A 17,066-nucleotide genomic window follows, 5' to 3' on the forward strand; every position below is an offset into this window, starting at 1 on the left:
AATTTTTATATTGGAAATTTTCGCTAACCTGGAAATTCCAAAATTTTACATATTTTTCCTTATGAAAAGGAAATATTTCCATAAAATTTGGCTATTTTCTTGACAAAACCGGAGCGCTTTTATATAATGTGCGTCTTTTGTTTGAAACAAAGGGTCGCGCGTTGCGACAAGTTCTTTATTAAGGAAAAGTGATGCAAAAAATTAGGTTAAAACTCAAGGCTTATGACCATCGAGTTTTAGATCGCACAGTTTCGGCTATCGTTGAAGCCGTAAAAAGAACAGGTGCGGACGTCAGAGGTCCCGTGCCGATGCCTACGAAGATTAAACGCTACACCGTTTTAAGATCTCCGCACGTAAATAAAGACTCCAGAGAGCAGTTTGAGATGAAAATTCACGCTCGTATGCTAGACATCGTAGCGGCTACGCCAGATACGGTTGATTCGCTAACTAAGCTTGATTTGGCTCCGGAAGTCAACGTCGAAGTTCACGCGATGGGCAAATAAGGGGTAAAACAATGGAATATATTGTAGAAAAAATAGGTATGAGTAGGACGATCGACACGAGCAGCACGCCCGTGACGCTTTTGCGACTTATTAATACCAAAATTTGCGAAGTTTGCGATGAGAAAAAAGCTATCGTAGCCTACGCAGACGGCAAAGCATATAACAAAGCTATCGCCGGAATTCAAAAGAAATATAGCCTAAGCAAGGAATTTAATAAATTTGCGACTCTAAGCTTAGAAAATGCCGAGCTTGGCGATCAAAATTTAGATGTTTTGAGCGGAGCTAAGATCGTAAAAGTAAGCTTCAGATCCAAGGGTAAAGGTTATCAGGGTGTCATTAAGCGCCATGGCTTTGCGGGCGGTCCTGCAGCGCATGGTAGCCGCTTCCACCGAAGGCCTGGTTCTATTGGCAACTGCGAGTGGCCCGGTCGCGTTCAGCCCGGTATGAGGATGGCGGGACACACTGGAAACGAAACGATCACTGCCAAAAACGAAGTCGTAAGCTTTGATGCCGAGAATAAAATTTTGGTGCTTAAAGGCTCGGTTCCTGGATTTAACGGCGCAATGGGCAGAATAAGGATAGTAAAATGAGTAAAGTAAGCGTGCTTAACGAAAAACTGGAAAAAGCAAGCGAAATTGAAATCCCTGCGAAATTTTCGGAAGTCAATTCGCACAATCTATATTTGTACGTCAAATCTTACCTTGCTTCGCTTCGCGCAAATACGGCTAACGCTAAAACTCGCGCCGAGGTTAGCGGCGGCGGCAAAAAACCATGGCGACAGAAGGGTCGCGGCGGCGCACGCGCGGGCTCAACTAGAACTAACGTCTGGGTAGGCGGCGCGGTCGCATTCGGTCCGACTAACGAGCGAAATTATGAGCAGAAGGTCAATAAAAAGCAAAAACGTCTTGCGCTGGAATTTGCTATCAATGAGAAAGCAAACGAGGGTAAAATTTTTATCTTCGACGATTTGGAGCTAAAAAGTGGCAAGACTAAAGATGCGGCAAATTTTATTAAGAAACTAGGCGTTAGAGATGCGCTAATCGTTAAAAACGAGCTAGACGCGCAAACTCTTTTGGCCTATAGAAATCTAAAAAATTGCTATGTCATCGATGCAAGCGAGGTCAATGCTTACCTAATCGCAGTTTACGGCTCGGTCGTATTCGAAAAAGCGGCATTTGAATCAATAGTGAAAGAGGACTAAAATGGCAGATATAACAGATATCAAAACGATCCTTTATACGGAAAAGTCTCTCGGTCTTCAAGAAAACGGCGTGGTCGTTATCCAAACTAGCCCGTCGGTTACGAAAAACGGACTAAAGAGCGTTTTGAAGAACTATTTCGGGATCACTCCGCTAAAGATAAATTCTTTAAGACAGGACGGCAAAGTAAAAAGATTTAGAGGTAAAATGGGCGCTAGAAACGATGTGAAAAAATTCTACGTCAAGCTACCTGAGGGCGCAAGCCTAGAAAGCGTGGAGGCGTAAAATGGCGATTAAAACTTATAAACCGTATACTCCAAGTAGAAGATTTATGACCGGGCTTAGCAGCGAGGATATCACTGCAAAAGCTAGTGTTAGAGGCTTGCTTGTTAAAATTCCTGCCGCAGCCGGAAGGAACAATAACGGTCGCATTACCAGCCGCCATAAACAAGCAGGAGCTGCTAAACTTTATAGAATCATAGATTTTAAGCGAAATAAATTCGGCGTTGCTGGCAAGGTCGAGGCGATCGAATACGATCCGAATCGCAACTGCCGTATCGCGCTGATCTCATACGCAGACGGCGAGAAGCGCTACATTATCAAGCCTAACGATCTTAAAGTGGGTGACGTAGTAGCCGCTGCCGAGGGCGGATTAGATATTAAACCGGGTAACGCGATGAAGATGAAAAATATCCCTGTGGGAACCATCCTACATAATATCGAGTTAAAACCCGGCAAAGGCGCTCAAATGGCGCGTAGCGCCGGAGGTTATGCTCAGCTTATGGGTAAAGAGGAAAAATACGTCATTTTACGTCTGCCTAGCGGCGAGATGAGAAGAGTGCTTGCAGAGTGCATGGCCAGTATCGGCGTAGTGGGTAACGAAGAGTGGGCAAACGTCGTCATCGGTAAAGCCGGACGTAACCGCCACAGAGGTATCCGTCCTCAAACCAGAGGTTCTGCGATGAACCCGGTCGATCACCCGCACGGCGGTGGCGAGGGTAAGAAAAACTCCGGTCGCCATCCGGTAACTCCGTGGGGCAAACCGACGAAGGGTTATAAAACTCGCCATAAAAAAGCGAGCGATAAGCTTATAATTTCAAGAAGGAAAGGAAAATAAAAATGGCTAGATCGCTAAAAAAAGGTCCTTTCGTAGATGATCACGTAATGAAAAAAGTCGTTGCGGCAAAGAAAGCCGGCGATAACAAACCGATCAAGACTTGGTCGAGACGAAGCACGATCGTGCCTGAGATGATCGGACTTACGTTTAACGTTCATAACGGAAAGAATTTTATCCCGGTTTACGTCACCGAGCATCATATCGGTTATAAATTAGGCGAGTTCGCTCCTACGCGCACTTTCAAGGGCCACAAAGGCTCCGTGCAGAAAAAGATCGGCAAGTAAGGATAGAATATGAGTAAATCAACTATTAAATTTGTTCGCCTTTCGCCGACAAAAGCAAGACTTATCGCGAAGCAAATTCAAGGCATGAATGCGGAATTTGCCCTTGCTACTTTGGAATTTACGCCTAATCGCGGCGCGAAATATATCGCTACGGCGATTTCAAGCGCGGTCGCAAACGGCGGCTTTGAGCCCGAAGAGGTCGTAGTTACTAGCTGCCGAGTGGATGCGGGTCCCGTACTTAAGAGATTTCGTCCGCGCGCCAGAGGTACGGCTAGCCGTATTCGCAAACCTACTTCGCACATCATCGTCGAAGTAGCAAAACCAAGTAAGAAGGAAGCGTAAATGGGACAGAAAGTAAATCCGATCGGTTTAAGATTAGGAATTAATCGAAATTGGGAGTCTAGATGGTTTCCTTCTAAAGCGACGCTTTCCGAAAGCATCGGCGAGGATTACAAGATCCGTAAATTTTTAAAAGCTAAGCTTTACTATGCGGGAATTAGCCAAATTCTTATCGAAAGAACGGCTAAGAAAATTCGCGTAACGATCGTAGCCGCAAGACCGGGTATTATCATCGGCAAAAAAGGCGGCGAGGTCGAAAATTTAAGAAGCGAAGTCGTTAAGCTAGTCAATAAAGACATAGCCATTAATATCAAAGAGGAGCGCAAAGTAGGCTCGAACGCACTTTTGGCTGCGGAAAACGTAGCTATGCAGCTAGAGCGCCGCGTTGCATTCCGCCGTGCTATGAAAAAGGTCATCCAAGGCGCTCAAAAAGCAGGCGCAAAGGGAATTAAAATTTGCGTCGCAGGTCGCTTGGGCGGTGCGGAGATGGCTAGAACCGAATGGTATTTGGAGGGACGCGTTCCGCTTCATACTCTAAGGGCTAGGATCGATTACGGCTTTGCCGAAGCGCATACGACCTACGGTAATATCGGCATTAAGGTTTGGATCTTTAAGGGTGAAATTTTACAAAAAGGCATCCAGGCTGAAAAGACCGATGATGCGCCTAAAAAAACACGCAGACCAAGAAGAGGTAAATAGTTATGTTGATGCCAAAAAGAACAAAATACCGCAAGATGATGAAAGGTCGCAATCGCGGCTATGCGACGAGAGGAAATTCCTTGACGCTCGGCGATTTCGGTATCAAAGCGGTAGAGACGGGTAGGGTAAATTCTCGCCAGATCGAAGCGGCTCGTGTCGCGATGACGCGCTTCGTGAATCGTCAAGCTAAAATTTGGATTAAGGTATTCCCAGACAAACCGCTTACCAAAAAGCCTCTACAAACTCGTATGGGTAAAGGTAAGAGCGGCGTAGAAGAGTGGGTAATGAATATAAAACCGGGCAGGATCATTTTCGAGATGACCGGCGTTAGCGAAGAGGTTGCTAAAGAGGCGCTTATGCTTTCGATTCATAAACTACCTTTTAAAACGAAAATCGTAAGTAGGGAAAGCGAAAATGAAATATACTGATTTGAAAGATAAAGATTTGGCTGAGCTAAATTCTATGTTGAAACAAAGTAAGTTGCTTTTATTTACGGCTAGACAAAAGCTAAAAACTATGCAGCTAAGCAATCCTAACGAGATTCGCGCTATCAAAAAAGATATCGCTAGAATCAATACCGCTATTAAAGCGAAATAAGGATAGGTTATGGCATTTAAAAGAGAAATTCAAGGCGTAGTCGTAAAGAAGGCGGGCGATAAAACAGCTACCGTTTTGGTAGAAAGAAGGGTTATGCACCCTAGATATAGAAAGATCGTAAAAAGATTTAAAAAATATCTGATCCACGATGAAAACAACGTCGTAAAGATCGGCGATACCATATCTGCGATCGAGTGCAGACCGCTAAGCGCTAGAAAATCGTTTCGCTTAAAAGCGGTTTTGAAAACAGGAGTTGAATAATGATACAGAGTTTTACCAGACTTGCGGTAGCTGATAATAGCGGCGCAAAAGAACTTATGTGTATTAAAGTTTTGGGCGGCAGCAAAAGAAGATACGCCACAATCGGCGATATCATCGTTTGCTCTGTAAAAAAAGCGCTCCCTAACGGCAAAATTAAGCGCGGTCAAGTAGTAAAAGCCGTAGTCGTTCGTACGACTAAAGAGTTGCACAGAGGCAACGGCTCGCTAATTAGATTCGATGAGAACGCAGCCGTTATTTTGGATTCAAAAAAAGAGCCGATCGGCACTCGTATTTTCGGTCCTATCGGTAGAGAGGTCAGATACGGCGGTTTTATGAAGATCGTTTCGCTGGCTCCGGAGGTTTTATAATGGCAGTAAAATTTAAGATTAAAAAAGGCGATCAAGTAAAGATCATCGCAGGTGACGATAAGGGCAAAACAGGCACCGTCAAGGCAGTGTTTCCTAAAAAAGCTCAAGTTATCGTCGAGGGTTGTAAAATGGCTAAAAAGGCTATCAAGCCAACCGAGCAAAATCCGCAAGGCGGCTTTACGAGCAAAGAGATGCCTATGGATATTTCAAACGTTGCGTTGGTAGAGGGTTGATTATGAGCAGACTAAAAGATAAATACGCTAATTCCATCAGAGCTGCTTTGCAGAAAGAATTTGATATAAAAAATCCTATGCTTATCCCGGCGCTTGAAAAGATCGTTATCAGCGTAGGAACGGGCGAGTCGAGCAAAGATCAAAAGGTGCTTCAAAATATGGCCGATACTATCTCGCTGATCGCAGGTCAAAAAGCGCTTATCGTCAATGCAAAAAAATCGGTCGCAGGCTTTAAGGTTCGCGAAGGTTTTCCGGTAGGCATAATGGTTACGTTACGAAAAGAGCAGATGTTTGCCTTCCTAGACAAACTGATCTCTATCGCGCTTCCTAGGGTTAAGGATTTCCGAGGGCTGCCTAGAGCGGGCTTTGACGGGCGCGGCAATTATAACTTCGGCTTGCAAGAGCAGCTGATGTTCCCTGAGGTCGAATACGATCAAATTTTAAGAACTCACGGTATGAATATAACCGTCGTAACGACTACAAATAACGATAAAGAGGCATTTAAATTGCTAGAGTTATTCGGCATGCCTTTTGCAAAAGGAAAATGATATGGCAAAAAAATCAATGGTAGCCAAGGCGAAACGCCCCGCTAAATTTAGCACTCGCGCATATACCAGATGTCAAATTTGCGGTCGTCCGCACTCCGTTTATAAAGATTTTGGAATTTGTCGCGTTTGCCTTCGCAAGATGGCAAACGAGGGCTTGATCCCGGGTCTAAAAAAAGCAAGCTGGTAAGGAGAAGAGATGATTAACGATCTTATTTCAGATGGACTAACTCGCATCAGAAATGCTGCGATGCGAAGACTAGATACGACTAAGCTTTTTCACTCAAACGTCGTTGAGGCTATGCTTAAAATTTTAGCCGAGAAGGGCTATATCGAGAGCTACAACGTAGTAGAGGAAAACAATAAAAAGATCATCAACGTAGTGCTTAAATACGACGAAAAGGGTAGGAGCGTGATAAACGAAGTTAAAAGAATTTCGACTCCGGGTCGCCGCGTATATCAGGGCAAAGACGAGATCAAGCGCTTCAAGAACGGTTACGGAACCGTCGTCGTTAGCACAAGCAAAGGCGTTATGAGCGGTATCGACGCGCACAAAGCGGGCGTTGGCGGCGAAGTGCTTTGCACGATCTGGTAAGAAGTCTCTACTTTTTATGGCATTGTGGTATCCATTCGTAAAAGTAGACATACCCTAGACAAATAAAAAGGAAAATTATGTCAAGAATTGGTAAAAAACCGATCTCTATTCCAAACGGCTTAGAGGTCAAAATCGACGGCTCGTCGTTAAAATTTAAAAAATCTAATAACGAAAAAGAGCTTGATTTAAAAGGTCATGTCGATGTAAAAATCGAAGACGGAAAGATAGAATTCTCACCTAAGGGTAAGGATAGACAGAGTAGAGCGTATTGGGGAACATACCGCGCTTTAGCTAACAATATCGTCCTTGGTCTTACCGAGGGCTTTTCAAAGCAGCTTGAAATCAACGGCGTCGGCTACAGAGCCGCGATGAAGGGCAAGGTGCTTGAGCTAAATTTAGGTTTTTCGCATCCGATAAATTTTGAATCTCCAAAGGGGATTGAAATTTCCGTAGATAAAAACGTCGTAACCATCAAAGGCGACGATAAGCAGCAAGTAGGCCAAGTAGCAGCCGAGATCAGAGGATTCAGACCGCCTGAGCCATATAAAGGCAAGGGTATTAAGTATCTTGAAGAGCGCATTATCCGCAAAGCCGGAAAAACAGCTAAGAAATAAGGGTTGAGAAATGACACAGAACGTATTAAAAAGAAAGATCTCTTTACGAATCAAGAGAAAAAGAAGAATTCGCGCTAAAATTTCAGGCGTCGCATCTTGCCCTAGAATTTCTATTTTCAAATCCAATAGAACCGTCTACGCCCAGGCTATCGACGACGCGGCGAGCGCGACTTTGTGCGCCAGCAGCGGCAAGGTTTTAAATTTAAAGGCGAACAAAGAGGGCGCAGCTAGCCTAGCTAAAGATTTGGCTTCCAAGCTAAAGGATAAAGGCATCTCCGAGGCGCTTTTCGATCGCAACGGCTATTTGTATCACGGCGTAATCGCAAGCTTTGCCGAGTCGCTACGCCAAAACGGCATCAAACTATAACCCAAAGGAATGATTGTGGAAAAGTATAATAGAGAAGAATTCGAAGAGGTAATCGTCAATATCGGTAGGGTTACGAAGGTCGTTAAGGGCGGTAGAAGGTTCAGATTTACCGCGCTTGTAGTGGTAGGCAATAGAAACGGCCTGGTGGGCTTTGGCTTCGGTAAATCCAAAGAGGTTCCAGACGCGATTAAAAAGGCGGTAGACGATGCGTTTAAAAATATCATCAAAGTAAATTTAAATGGTTCTACCATCACTCACGATATCGAAGTTAAATACAATGCGAGCAAAATTTTACTTAAGCCGGCGAGCGAAGGTACCGGCGTTATCGCGGGTGGCTCCGTGCGCCCGGTTTTAGAGCTTGCAGGCATTAGGGATATCCTAACCAAATCGCTAGGCTCTAACAACGCATCCAACGTCGTAAGAGCTACTATGAAAGCTCTTAGTATCTTAAAACACTAGAAGGATAAAAGATGGGATTAGAAAATCTTAAAAAAGCCCCGGGCTCGACTCACGCTACCAAGCGCTTGGGTCGCGGTCAAGGAAGCGGCCTAGGTAAAACTGCGGGTCGCGGTGGCAAGGGTCAAACCGCGCGCACCGGCTCTCACGAAAAAAGAGGCTTCGAGGGCGGTCAGCAGCCGATTCAGCGAAGGCTTCCAAAGGTAGGTTTTACTTCTAATAAATTTGAAAAACCTTACGTGATCAATGTCGATAAAATCGAAGCCATCAAAGATCTTAGCGAGATCACGGTCGAAAGCATCAAGTCGGTTCATAAAATTTCAAATTCCGTTAAAAAGATCAAGCTGATCGGCGTAGGCGCAAAAGCGCTCGCTAGCAAGATCAAAGACGAGAACGTAAAATTTAGCGGACAAAAATAATGAATAAATCGCTACGCAACAAAATTCTCATTACTTTGGGCTTTCTTTTTGCCTATAGGTTGCTAGCTTACGTGCCGGTTCCGGGAGTAGACGTTGAGGTTATAAAGCAATTTTTTCAAAACAATAGCAACAACGCTTTTGGAATGTTTAATATGTTTAGCGGTAACGCGGCGGAGCGATTCAGCGTTATCTCGCTAGGCATTATGCCTTATATTACCGCTTCGATCATTATGGAGCTGCTCGCCGCGACCTTTCCAAATTTAGGCAAGCTCAAAAAAGAGCGCGACGGTATGCAGAAATATATGCAGATCATCCGATACGCTACCATCGCAATCGCTATGGTTCAATCCATCGGCGTTAGCATCGGCTTGCAGGGCATCCACGGACAGACCGGAGCGCCTGCGATAATGGCGGAGAATACCAACGAGTTTGTTTTCATCTCGTGCATTTCAATGCTTGCAGGCACAATGCTTTTGATGTGGATCGGCGAGCAGATTACGCAGCGCGGCGTCGGTAACGGCACTAGCCTTATTATCTTTGCGGGTATCGTTAGCGCTATCCCTAGAGCGATCGGAAGTACCGTAAATTTGGTAAATACCGGCGAGATGAATATCTTGATCCTCGCCCTTATTATAGGGATTATTTTGCTCACTATCGGAGTTATTATCTATATAGAGCTGGGCGAGCGCAGAATTCCCGTTTCGTTTTCGCGCAAAGTATTGATGGCGAATCAAAACAAGCGCATTATGAACTATGTGCCGATCAAGCTAAATTTAAGCGGCGTTATTCCGCCTATTTTTGCAAGCGCAATTTTGATGTTTCCGACCACTATTTTGCAGGCAAGCACCAATCCGATCATCCAGAAGGTCCACGATTTCCTAAGCCCGAGCAACTACTTTTTCAACTTCTTAACCTTTGTTTTGGTCGTGTTTTTTGCGTATTTTTACGCATCGATCGCGTTTAATTCAAAAGATATAAGCGAAAATTTAAAGAAGCAGGGCGGATTTATCCCGGGTATTCGTCCGGGCGAGGGAACGGCGAGCTTTTTAAACGAAGTCGCCAGCCGCCTTACGTTTTGGGGCTCGATCTATCTCGGCCTCGTAACCGTCATCCCGTGGCTGCTCGTTAAATTTATGGGCGTGCCGTTTTATTTCGGTGGCACCAGCGTGCTGATCGTCGTCTCCGTCGCACTCGATACGATGAGGCGCATTGAAGCACAGATCTATATGAACAAATATCAGACCCTAAGCGCGGTCGGGCTATAAATGGCGATTTTACTTAAAACAAAAAAAGATTTAGAGGGGCTTCGTGCAGCGAATAGAATCGTCGCGCAGGCCCTTGATTACGCAGTTTCATTCATAAAGCCGGGTCTTAGTCTGCTCGAAGTCGATAAAAAGATCGACGATTTCATCACCTCCAAGGGTGCATATCCCGCCTTTAAAGGGCTATACGGCTTTCCAAACGCCGCTTGCCTCTCGCTAAACGAAGTTATCATCCACGGCATCCCCGACGAGACGATCTTACAAGAGGGCGATATCTTGGGCGTCGATCTGGGCTCGAAGCTAAACGGATATTTCGGCGATAGCGCGCGCACCCTGCCCATCGGTAAAATTTCAAAAGCCGACGAGGAGCTTATCGCATGCAGCAAGGACACGCTGGAGTTCGCCATCAAAACGATCAGAGTAGGGATGCACTTTAAAGAGCTAAGCTTCGAGATCGAGAAATTTATCCGTGCGCGCGGTTTCGTACCGCTATACGGCTTCTGCGGACACGGTATCGGCAAGCACCCGCACGAAGAGCCTGAGATCCCAAACTACTTAGAGGGCAACAATCCAAAATCGGGCCCTAAAATTAAAAACGGCATGGTCTTTTGCATCGAGCCGATGATCTGTCAAAAGGACGGCACGCCGGTCATCGCCGAGGATAAGTGGAGTACGAGAAGCAAGGATGGGCTTCGCACCAGCCACTACGAGCACTGCATGGCGGTCTTCGACGGTAAGGTTGAGGTCCTAAGCGTTGCGTAGGTTTTTGCGCAAAAAGCTTGGCAGAATTGGAATTTTGCTCTTTTTATGGGGCGGAATTTCACGAGCGGCGTGTTTTTATAAATTTGCATCGTTTGAGCCGCTATAAATTTTACCTCCTCTCGGCCGCTAGGCGCATAAATTTTAAGTTTTCGGGGGTTTAATCGCATTAGATAATTTTAAAATTTATCGTAGCGATCTGTAGTCTATCCACAAAATTCTAAGAATTAGAATTTTAGAATAATGTCTTGCAATTTCACTAAAATCCACTTTAGATTAAAATTTTGCCGTCCAATTCCAAACTCCCCGTACCTTTAAAATTTAGCTGTAAAATTTGAAGCGCAAAAGCGCGCAAGTAAGCGAGCTCAAAGCTTTAAGCGGCTAAGATTGCGCCTTGATTTTAAAGCGAAAATATGTCGCGCTACGCAGAGTGCGCGTCGTCGCGTCTCTTCGTACAAGGCAGGGAAGATAAAATGAGAGAAAAATTTTATGCAGCGCTGGCAAATATAGGCGAGTTTGCGGCGCAGACGAAAGCGGGTGAGTTCGCGTCGCGCTTGCTTATGAAAATCGACCGCGGCTTTTTTGCCGCGCTGCGCGAACGTCCCGTGTGGAGGGTGTTTTGGCTTGCGACAGTGCTATGCTTGCTCGCGTGCTGGGCTAAGATACATTATCAGATTAACGGTCCCATCTTTGCCTACATCGCCGAGAGTTTCCCTGTGGTATTTATCATAAATTTACTCATCTTTCACCTCTGTTACTTGCTTAGCGGGCGATTTTTTAAGCTCGTTTCGTTCGTATTGCTTGCGCTAATTGCGCTGATTGCGAGCGCGTCTTTATTTTTGATCGTAAATTTCGACTCAAGCTTCAACGTCGTAGCAATCGACGCGATCGTGCATACCGACGCAGCCGAGACGCGCGAGTTTATTTCGCAGTTTCTCAACCCCGCAACGATTTTATATTTAGCGGCGCTGCTAGGCTGCATCTTTGCGGCGTTAAGAGCGGGGCAGAGAAAGAGGGAGCAAACGCATAGCCGCCTAAGATTGCTGCTAGCGGCGCTTTATCTTATCTGTGGAACGATCTTTTGCGCGGGTATTGCCGTCAAAGCTTTTCAGGGCAAGCAGAGCTATATAGCCAAGCTATCGCAATACGTTCCGCTGGAGTTTGCCTTCACGCTAAAAGACTATCTAAGCGATAAAAATTTCATCACCGATATGCACGAAGTGCAGCTAGGATATGACGAGGCGAAGCGCGCGAACGAAAGTGTTTTAAAAGGCGGCGCAAATTTAGATCGGCAAAACTTTGCCTCCGGCCTTGCGTCTCAAAATTCTACGCCCGCTCCGAGTTCTCAGGCACAGAGCTCCGGCGAGATTTCAAATTCCATGCCGCAAAGCCCTGGCGCGATCTTAAATTCCAAAATCCCTGACGCTTCTATAAACCCCGCCTCGCAAAAACCTCGCGTCAAAAATATCGTCCTAATAATCGGCGAGAGCTTGCAGCGCGGGCATATGTCGCTGTATGGATACGGCATAAAAACCACGCCGCTTTTGGAGGGTCTCGAGGCGAGCGGCAATCTGATAAAATTTAGCGATACAATCTCTCCTTATGCTACGACGAATCAGGTGCTGATGCGGCTTTTAAATTTCAGCAATTACGAAAGCGAGCGGCAAAAGGCATGGTTTCGCAGCCTTAGTATCATCGATATGTTTAGCCTAAGCGGCTACCGCACCTTTTGGATCAGCAATCAAGAAGCCTTCGGCGCGCACGCGCTAAGCGCCAAAAGCGCCGCCGATCGCGCGGACGCAGAAACTTTTCTCTCAAAGAGCAATCTTTATGAAACCGTCCGCATCAAGCCCGACGGAGCGCTGCTTCCGCTCATAAATCAGGCGAAAGCGGGGCAGAGCGAGCGAAACTTCTACGTGATCCATCTCATCGGCAACCATATGGATTACAGCCTGCGTTATCCCGAGGGATTCGGTAAGTTTAGCGAGGCGGACGTAAAGGCCAAACTCACTTCAGATCAGAAAAAGGTCGTCGCGTATTACGACAACAGCGTGCTTTACAACGATTTTGTTATAAATGAAATTTTTAAAATTTTTTCGGGTGATGACAGTCTCATCGTCTATCTTAGCGATCACGGCGAAAATTTATACGAAAACGGACGCCTCGGGCACGGCATGGAGAGCCGCTTTAGCTATGAAATTCCGCTGCTTTTTATAGCCTCGCGCGAGTTTCTGACCGCTCATGCCACGCTGTGGCAGAAGCTGGAAGCGGCGAAAGATAAGCCCTTTATGAGCGATGATTTGGCGCATCTGCTAGCGGATATTATCGGCGTCGCGCCGCTTGAGCTCGATACGGGTAGAAGCCCGATACGATCGGATTTCAATGGCTCGCGAAAACGAATTGCTAACGGAGTCGATTATGACGAGAAATTAAAAAGCGCGAAGGGCTACGAGTTCGAGTAACAGATGAGTTTTGCTTTTATGCCGTTACATGCTGCATAAAATAGGAATTAGTATGTCCTGCTTTTTGATTTGTTCATCAAATTCAGATTAAAATTTGCGCCACCCCATATGGCTACGCTGATAATAAGGCGCGCAACGTTTGTTAAATTTGAGATCAAATTTATGCGCTGCGGCTAGCTCTCCTTTTTTACCTCATCCATATACGAGTAAATCGTGACTTTCTGCGTCCTAAGCGCCTTTGCGACGAGCTCCACTGCGCCCTTTACCTCAAAAATCCCTTTTTGCGCGAGAAATTTTACGATGCGCTTTCGATCCTCTTTCTTCATCCGCTCTACATCCAGATCGTGCGTAGCCGATGCGATAAGGTCCTGGACGATATCAAGGATATTTTGCTGCGAATCGTTAGAGTTTTTTGCTTCTAAATTTACGCTGTCATTTGAGCTCGCTTCATCTAATGCCGCGTTATCGCAGCCTCCGTCGGTAAAATTTGCGCCCTGCAGCTCCTTGCTATCGAGCTTTGCATTCGGCAGCAGATTTTTTATTGCTTTGTATGCCGCGATGGCGCTTGAAGTATCGATATTTACACATAGCGCGCCTACTACTTTGCCGTCTGCGCCGCGGATCAGCGAAGTCGAGGAGCGTATGAGCTTGCCGTTTTGCGCGGTGAAGTAGTAGTTTGCGGTGCAGTCGTTTTCAAAATTTTTGCTTAGCAACACGTCCTTTACCAGATGATCGAAGCTTTGATCGATCCTCCTACCCGTTACGTCGCCGAGGACGAAAACGACGGAGCTTTGCGGCGTGCTCATATCGTGGATGACCACCTCGCAATCGCCGATCGTATTTTTAATAAGGTGCGCGGTCGGTATAAAGGCTTGCAGAAGTTGATTCAATTCGGGCTCCTTAAATTTCATATAAAAAAATCTATAAATTTAGATTAAATTTTAAAATTTTTGCAAATTTATAGAAATATTTATATATTTTTAATAAATTTAGAGTAAAATTATATAAAATTTTATATGCAAAGGAGCTTAAATGAAAGAAATTTACCCAAGCGGTTTCGCGCCGAAAAAGGCGCATTATGCGCCGGGCATCTTAGACGACGACGGCACGCTCTACGTCTCGGGGCAGCTAAGCGTGGATCCGCGCACAGGAGCTATCCCGGAGAGCCTTGCTGCGCAGACCGCGCAGGCTCTAAGCAACGTCGCGGCAGTGCTGGCCGCCGCGGGCGCGGATAAAAGCGACGTGCGGATGTGCCGCGTCTATACGCCTGACGTCACGAACTGGGACGTGATCGACGAGCAGTACGCGCTGTTTTTCGGCGCGCACAAGCCCGCTCGCGTCGTAGTGCCGACTACGGCTCTACATTTCGGCTGCCTTGTAGAGATCGAGGCCGTCGCAAAAATAAAAGAGAAAAAATAGGAGCGAAAATGAGCGATTTCATCTGCACGGGCTGCGGTAAGCACGTGTCCATCGATACTTTGAGCTATAAATGCGGCTGCGGCGGGCTGTATAAGCTAAACTCCGATGCGCCTAAATTTAACCCCGCGCTCGTAGATCAAAGCGAGTTTAGCATCTTTAGATACCGCAGGTTTATGGGTATCGACACGGCTAAATTTAAAGAAATTTCGATGGGCGAGGGGCTCACGGCGAGCGTGAAATTCGGCGAAGACCTTTATCTCAAGCTCGACTACGCGATGCCTACGCTTTCATTCAAAGATCGCGGGGCGGCGGTTTTGGTGCTGCACGCCAAAAATATCGGCGTGAAAAAGGTGCTGCAAGATTCCAGCGGTAACGCGGGCAATGCCGTGGCGGCGTACTGCGCTCGCGCGGGCATCGAGTGCGAAATTTACGTCCCGAAGGGCACGTCTCCCAAAAAGATTGATATGATCAAAAGCCACGGCGCGCACGTCACGGTATTTGACGGCAGCCGCGACGAGACGGCGGATGCGTGCCGCAAAAAGGCCGTGAGCGAGCAAATTTATTATGCCAACCACGTCTATAATCCGATCTTTTACGAGGGCACGAAGAGCTACGTTTATGAGATCTACGAGCAGCTGGGCAGGGTGCCGCGCAATATCTTTATCCCCGTGGGCAACGGCACGCTACTGCTGGGCGCTCAAGCGGCGCTGGGCGAGCTATATGAGGGCGGTCTTATCGAAGCGCTGCCAAAAATTTTCATCGTTCAGGGCGAGCGTTGCGCCCCGCTTTTTGATGCTAAAGGTACGGCGCGCGCGATAGAGCCACAGCCGACGCTAGCAGAGGGCATCGCGATCGCAAGACCGATGCGTGCGGCCGAAATTCTCGGCTCTAGCTACGCTGGCGAGCGCGAGGTGATCTTGGTGAGCGAGGGCGACATACTGCCTGCTAGAGCGGCGCTTGCGCGCGGCGGATTTTACGTCGAGCACACGACCGCGGCTACCTACGCGGCGTATCTGCGCTACAAAGAGAGCCGCGATCTGCAAGGAGATAGCATCATCCCGCTTTGCGGCGCGGGGCTAAAGAGCGATCATTAAATTTAAACGCTCGTCGTGGAATTTATGCGGCTAGCTAGCAGCGAGGAATTTAAAATTTTCGCTGCTTTAAATTTAGCGGATTTATGAGTCCATATTTTTGTGGAATGTTTAAAATTTATGACGCGTAGGCTTTTAAATTTAAATTTGCATAGAAGCGCGGAAATGAGCCTTAGCCCTTGGTGTGATGCGATGATACGGCGCGTTTTATGGGCACTTCGTTGCTGGCGGAATTTGGAAATTTTATCTACAGATAGTTGAATGAGCGCCATTTAAATTTGAAATCACGGTCAAAATTTTATAAAAATAAGCTCACAAGGCGCAGCGCTATTCGCCCGTTTCATTTATAAAATTTGGACGTTTTATCACTCTTGGCGAGCGAGCTTCTACGCAGAGATCAAATTTGCGCGGCTATTTCGAGTTTTCTTTAGCAATACGCGTAAATTTAAGCACAAATTCGCTTTTCGCCGCAGTGTAGGCGTCGCGGTCAAACTCGAAGCGCTTGCAAAGCTCTAATTTAAGCGCCTCGTACCGCTCGGCGATATCCGCATTCGCCCGCAAAAAATCTCTAAAAAATATCTCATCTGTATCGCCGAAATTTCGCAGATGCACGTGAAAAACGCGCTCGGCAAATCCCGCTTCGGTGTAGCCCTTATTTAGGCTGCAGCGGCTCTCGCTTTCGCTCATTAGTAGATAGCCCACCTCTATCAGGCGCTGCTTGGCGGCGGCAATATCCGAGCATTCGATCAAAATATCTACGATCGGCTTCGCCCAGATCCCGCTTACCGCGGTGCTGCCGATATGGTGGATCTTGATCTCGCCGGGGTCTCGCAGCAGGCCGCGCAGAATTTCGCACTCCTGCCTAAAGTATTCGCCCCAGCGCGGATCGTGCGGTACGAGACGTATCGGAAAGAGCCGCCACAGCTCTTGCAGGCTCATCGAAAGGAGCTTATTGCTCATCTTAACTCCAAAGTATTGGGTGAAATTTGAATGAATGGCGGGTAGATAGGGATTCGAACCCCAGAAGGCTGACGCCTTACGCGCTTTCGAGGCGCGCTCCTTCGACCGCTCGGACATCTACCCGAATGAAAGTGTAATTTAAGCCAAAAATGGCTTAATAACAGATTTAAAAATGAAATTCTGCGTGAAATTTCGCCTGATTTTGCTGGCGGGGGTTGAAATTTAACGGCGCAAATTTAGATTTCGTTTTAAATCCACGGCTTAAGGTGCGGCGCACTTTCGGCATAAAATTTGCTTTCGCGCGTGTAGTTTTGTGCACGGAATTTTACCGCTTTATGGATGAAATTTTATAAAGCAGCAGTGTTTTTACGCTCTGCGCGGCTTTTGTGAGCAAGGAATTTTAGCATCTCGCGGGCAAATTTTATCGCGGCGACAAAATTCCGAGGAGTTATGCGGCACGGGTACGGTTAAGCGGCAAGAAATTTTAGGCCGGGCGGAAAGAAATTTCAAAACGCAG

26 protein-coding genes, 1 tRNA gene and 1 pseudogene are annotated in these 17,066 nt (G+C 46.6%); 25 read left to right on the forward strand and 3 right to left on the reverse strand.

Features of this window, described 5'->3' with window-relative positions:
* The first annotated feature begins 191 nt into the window (after window positions 1-191).
* From rpsJ to Q0605_RS03970, 23 genes and pseudogenes are all read left to right on the forward strand, one after another.
* A complete protein-coding gene (gene rpsJ / locus Q0605_RS03860; RefSeq protein WP_005869011.1) occupies window positions 192-503 on the forward strand; it encodes a 30S ribosomal protein S10 in 312 nt (103 codons plus the stop codon).
* Between the two features lie 11 nt (window positions 504-514).
* Window positions 515-1,093 carry a 50S ribosomal protein L3 gene (rplC, locus tag Q0605_RS03865; protein WP_297962887.1) on the forward strand — a complete coding sequence of 193 codons (579 nt, stop codon included), beginning with the start codon at window positions 515-517 and terminating at the stop codon, window positions 1,091-1,093.
* The gene (gene rplD / locus Q0605_RS03870) at window positions 1,090-1,704 is read left to right on the forward strand and encodes a 50S ribosomal protein L4 (protein ID WP_005869006.1); all 615 of its coding nucleotides are present in this window, start codon (window positions 1,090-1,092) and stop codon (window positions 1,702-1,704) included. The genes rplC and rplD overlap by 4 nt, the downstream gene beginning before the upstream one ends.
* 1 nt (window position 1,705) lies before the next feature.
* Window positions 1,706-1,987 carry a 50S ribosomal protein L23 gene (locus Q0605_RS03875; protein ID WP_177387640.1) on the forward strand — a complete coding sequence of 94 codons (282 nt, stop codon included), beginning with the start codon at window positions 1,706-1,708 and terminating at the stop codon, window positions 1,985-1,987.
* A gap of 1 nt (window position 1,988) precedes the next feature.
* A complete protein-coding gene (gene rplB / locus Q0605_RS03880) occupies window positions 1,989-2,819 on the forward strand; it encodes a 50S ribosomal protein L2 (protein WP_297897660.1) in 831 nt (276 codons plus the stop codon).
* Window positions 2,820-2,821: 2 nt separating this feature from the next.
* On the forward strand, window positions 2,822-3,103 hold the full coding sequence (rpsS, locus tag Q0605_RS03885) for a 30S ribosomal protein S19 (RefSeq protein WP_005869002.1): 282 nt from the start codon (window positions 2,822-2,824) through the stop codon (window positions 3,101-3,103).
* A 9-nt stretch (window positions 3,104-3,112) separates the two neighbouring features.
* Window positions 3,113-3,424: pseudogene (gene rplV, locus Q0605_RS03890) on the forward strand (50S ribosomal protein L22); the annotation flags it as partial.
* A 21-nt stretch (window positions 3,425-3,445) separates the two neighbouring features.
* On the forward strand, window positions 3,446-4,141 hold the full coding sequence (gene rpsC, locus Q0605_RS03895) for a 30S ribosomal protein S3 (RefSeq protein ID WP_005868997.1): 696 nt from the start codon (window positions 3,446-3,448) through the stop codon (window positions 4,139-4,141).
* 2 nt (window positions 4,142-4,143) lie between these two features.
* Window positions 4,144-4,569: a 50S ribosomal protein L16 gene (rplP, locus tag Q0605_RS03900; RefSeq protein ID WP_298704404.1), complete on the forward strand. Its 426-nt coding sequence runs from the start codon at window positions 4,144-4,146 to the stop codon at window positions 4,567-4,569.
* Window positions 4,556-4,738, forward strand: coding sequence for a 50S ribosomal protein L29 (gene rpmC / locus Q0605_RS03905; RefSeq protein ID WP_005868995.1), 183 nt, complete (start codon window positions 4,556-4,558; stop codon window positions 4,736-4,738). The genes rplP and rpmC overlap by 14 nt, the downstream gene beginning before the upstream one ends.
* A gap of 9 nt (window positions 4,739-4,747) precedes the next feature.
* Window positions 4,748-4,999 (forward strand): 30S ribosomal protein S17, encoded by a 252-nt coding sequence (gene rpsQ / locus Q0605_RS03910; RefSeq protein ID WP_005868994.1) that lies wholly within the window; start codon window positions 4,748-4,750, stop codon window positions 4,997-4,999.
* On the forward strand, window positions 4,999-5,367 hold the full coding sequence (rplN, locus tag Q0605_RS03915) for a 50S ribosomal protein L14 (protein ID WP_005868993.1): 369 nt from the start codon (window positions 4,999-5,001) through the stop codon (window positions 5,365-5,367). Before rpsQ ends, rplN begins: the two co-directional genes overlap by 1 nt.
* Window positions 5,367-5,600 (forward strand): 50S ribosomal protein L24, encoded by a 234-nt coding sequence (rplX, locus tag Q0605_RS03920; RefSeq protein WP_005868992.1) that lies wholly within the window; start codon window positions 5,367-5,369, stop codon window positions 5,598-5,600. Before rplN ends, rplX begins: the two co-directional genes overlap by 1 nt.
* A 2-nt stretch (window positions 5,601-5,602) precedes the next feature.
* Window positions 5,603-6,148 (forward strand): 50S ribosomal protein L5, encoded by a 546-nt coding sequence (gene rplE, locus Q0605_RS03925; RefSeq protein WP_297923267.1) that lies wholly within the window; start codon window positions 5,603-5,605, stop codon window positions 6,146-6,148.
* A 1-nt stretch (window position 6,149) separates the two neighbouring features.
* On the forward strand, window positions 6,150-6,335 hold the full coding sequence (locus Q0605_RS03930; RefSeq protein ID WP_005868990.1) for a type Z 30S ribosomal protein S14: 186 nt from the start codon (window positions 6,150-6,152) through the stop codon (window positions 6,333-6,335).
* Between the two features lie 9 nt (window positions 6,336-6,344).
* Window positions 6,345-6,740, forward strand: coding sequence for a 30S ribosomal protein S8 (gene rpsH, locus Q0605_RS03935; RefSeq protein ID WP_005868989.1), 396 nt, complete (start codon window positions 6,345-6,347; stop codon window positions 6,738-6,740).
* 77 nt (window positions 6,741-6,817) lie between these two features.
* Window positions 6,818-7,354, forward strand: coding sequence for a 50S ribosomal protein L6 (gene rplF / locus Q0605_RS03940; protein ID WP_298704408.1), 537 nt, complete (start codon window positions 6,818-6,820; stop codon window positions 7,352-7,354).
* A gap of 10 nt (window positions 7,355-7,364) precedes the next feature.
* The gene (rplR, locus tag Q0605_RS03945) at window positions 7,365-7,721 is read left to right on the forward strand and encodes a 50S ribosomal protein L18 (RefSeq protein WP_291938586.1); all 357 of its coding nucleotides are present in this window, start codon (window positions 7,365-7,367) and stop codon (window positions 7,719-7,721) included.
* A 15-nt stretch (window positions 7,722-7,736) separates the two neighbouring features.
* The gene (gene rpsE, locus Q0605_RS03950) at window positions 7,737-8,180 is read left to right on the forward strand and encodes a 30S ribosomal protein S5 (RefSeq protein WP_298704410.1); all 444 of its coding nucleotides are present in this window, start codon (window positions 7,737-7,739) and stop codon (window positions 8,178-8,180) included.
* Between the two features lie 11 nt (window positions 8,181-8,191).
* Window positions 8,192-8,596 (forward strand): 50S ribosomal protein L15, encoded by a 405-nt coding sequence (gene rplO, locus Q0605_RS03955; protein WP_298704412.1) that lies wholly within the window; start codon window positions 8,192-8,194, stop codon window positions 8,594-8,596.
* Window positions 8,596-9,861 (forward strand): preprotein translocase subunit SecY, encoded by a 1,266-nt coding sequence (secY, locus tag Q0605_RS03960; RefSeq protein ID WP_298704414.1) that lies wholly within the window; start codon window positions 8,596-8,598, stop codon window positions 9,859-9,861. The genes rplO and secY overlap by 1 nt, the downstream gene beginning before the upstream one ends.
* Window positions 9,862-10,620, forward strand: a complete 759-nt coding sequence (map, locus tag Q0605_RS03965) for a type I methionyl aminopeptidase (protein WP_298704416.1) — start codon at window positions 9,862-9,864, stop codon at window positions 10,618-10,620. It abuts the gene before it with no gap.
* Between the two features lie 470 nt (window positions 10,621-11,090).
* Window positions 11,091-13,079 (forward strand): phosphoethanolamine transferase, encoded by a 1,989-nt coding sequence (locus Q0605_RS03970; protein ID WP_298704418.1) that lies wholly within the window; start codon window positions 11,091-11,093, stop codon window positions 13,077-13,079.
* 173 nt (window positions 13,080-13,252) lie between these two features.
* Here Q0605_RS03970 and Q0605_RS03975 read toward each other — a convergent pair whose 3' ends face one another.
* Window positions 13,253-13,969 (reverse strand): PAS domain-containing protein, encoded by a 717-nt coding sequence (locus tag Q0605_RS03975; protein WP_298704419.1) that lies wholly within the window; start codon window positions 13,967-13,969, stop codon window positions 13,253-13,255.
* Window positions 13,970-14,111: 142 nt separating this feature from the next.
* Between Q0605_RS03975 and Q0605_RS03980 the strand changes: the two genes are divergently transcribed.
* Together Q0605_RS03980 and Q0605_RS03985 are read left to right on the forward strand one after the other, a co-directional pair.
* On the forward strand, window positions 14,112-14,498 hold the full coding sequence (locus Q0605_RS03980) for a RidA family protein (RefSeq protein WP_298704421.1): 387 nt from the start codon (window positions 14,112-14,114) through the stop codon (window positions 14,496-14,498).
* 8 nt (window positions 14,499-14,506) lie between these two features.
* Window positions 14,507-15,592 (forward strand): threonine synthase, encoded by a 1,086-nt coding sequence (locus Q0605_RS03985; protein WP_298704423.1) that lies wholly within the window; start codon window positions 14,507-14,509, stop codon window positions 15,590-15,592.
* A gap of 408 nt (window positions 15,593-16,000) precedes the next feature.
* Here Q0605_RS03985 and Q0605_RS03990 read toward each other — a convergent pair whose 3' ends face one another.
* Both Q0605_RS03990 and Q0605_RS03995 read right to left on the reverse strand, forming a co-directional pair.
* Window positions 16,001-16,549 carry a GrpB family protein gene (locus Q0605_RS03990; RefSeq protein ID WP_298704425.1) on the reverse strand — a complete coding sequence of 183 codons (549 nt, stop codon included), beginning with the start codon at window positions 16,547-16,549 and terminating at the stop codon, window positions 16,001-16,003.
* A gap of 35 nt (window positions 16,550-16,584) precedes the next feature.
* Window positions 16,585-16,672: transfer RNA gene (locus Q0605_RS03995), tRNA-Ser, on the reverse strand.
* Between the last annotated feature and the right edge of the window lie 394 nt (window positions 16,673-17,066).

The sequence above is a fragment of the uncultured Campylobacter sp. genome, from assembly GCF_938017705.1.
Lineage (GTDB): Bacteria > Campylobacterota > Campylobacteria > Campylobacterales > Campylobacteraceae > Campylobacter_B.

Coding starts and splice junctions, on each gene's coding strand:
- rpsC (WP_005868997.1), top strand. CDS start 3,446: ATGGGACAGAAAGTAAATCCGATCGGTTTAAGATTAGGAATTAATCGA.
- rpsJ (WP_005869011.1), top strand. CDS start 192: ATGCAAAAAATTAGGTTAAAACTCAAGGCTTATGACCATCGAGTTTTA.
- map (WP_298704416.1), top strand. CDS start 9,862: ATGGCGATTTTACTTAAAACAAAAAAAGATTTAGAGGGGCTTCGTGCA.
- rpmC (WP_005868995.1), top strand. CDS start 4,556: ATGAAATATACTGATTTGAAAGATAAAGATTTGGCTGAGCTAAATTCT.
- rplC (WP_297962887.1), top strand. CDS start 515: ATGGAATATATTGTAGAAAAAATAGGTATGAGTAGGACGATCGACACG.
- rplN (WP_005868993.1), top strand. CDS start 4,999: ATGATACAGAGTTTTACCAGACTTGCGGTAGCTGATAATAGCGGCGCA.
- Q0605_RS03875 (WP_177387640.1), top strand. CDS start 1,706: ATGGCAGATATAACAGATATCAAAACGATCCTTTATACGGAAAAGTCT.
- rpsH (WP_005868989.1), top strand. CDS start 6,345: ATGATTAACGATCTTATTTCAGATGGACTAACTCGCATCAGAAATGCT.
- rpsQ (WP_005868994.1), top strand. CDS start 4,748: ATGGCATTTAAAAGAGAAATTCAAGGCGTAGTCGTAAAGAAGGCGGGC.
- rplB (WP_297897660.1), top strand. CDS start 1,989: ATGGCGATTAAAACTTATAAACCGTATACTCCAAGTAGAAGATTTATG.
- Q0605_RS03930 (WP_005868990.1), top strand. CDS start 6,150: ATGGCAAAAAAATCAATGGTAGCCAAGGCGAAACGCCCCGCTAAATTT.
- Q0605_RS03970 (WP_298704418.1), top strand. CDS start 11,091: ATGAGAGAAAAATTTTATGCAGCGCTGGCAAATATAGGCGAGTTTGCG.
- Q0605_RS03985 (WP_298704423.1), top strand. CDS start 14,507: ATGAGCGATTTCATCTGCACGGGCTGCGGTAAGCACGTGTCCATCGAT.
- rplD (WP_005869006.1), top strand. CDS start 1,090: ATGAGTAAAGTAAGCGTGCTTAACGAAAAACTGGAAAAAGCAAGCGAA.
- Q0605_RS03980 (WP_298704421.1), top strand. CDS start 14,112: ATGAAAGAAATTTACCCAAGCGGTTTCGCGCCGAAAAAGGCGCATTAT.
- rplP (WP_298704404.1), top strand. CDS start 4,144: ATGTTGATGCCAAAAAGAACAAAATACCGCAAGATGATGAAAGGTCGC.
- rplO (WP_298704412.1), top strand. CDS start 8,192: ATGGGATTAGAAAATCTTAAAAAAGCCCCGGGCTCGACTCACGCTACC.
- rplE (WP_297923267.1), top strand. CDS start 5,603: ATGAGCAGACTAAAAGATAAATACGCTAATTCCATCAGAGCTGCTTTG.
- rplR (WP_291938586.1), top strand. CDS start 7,365: ATGACACAGAACGTATTAAAAAGAAAGATCTCTTTACGAATCAAGAGA.
- secY (WP_298704414.1), top strand. CDS start 8,596: ATGAATAAATCGCTACGCAACAAAATTCTCATTACTTTGGGCTTTCTT.
- rpsS (WP_005869002.1), top strand. CDS start 2,822: ATGGCTAGATCGCTAAAAAAAGGTCCTTTCGTAGATGATCACGTAATG.
- Q0605_RS03990 (WP_298704425.1), bottom strand. CDS start 16,549: ATGAGCAATAAGCTCCTTTCGATGAGCCTGCAAGAGCTGTGGCGGCTC.
- rplF (WP_298704408.1), top strand. CDS start 6,818: ATGTCAAGAATTGGTAAAAAACCGATCTCTATTCCAAACGGCTTAGAG.
- rplX (WP_005868992.1), top strand. CDS start 5,367: ATGGCAGTAAAATTTAAGATTAAAAAAGGCGATCAAGTAAAGATCATC.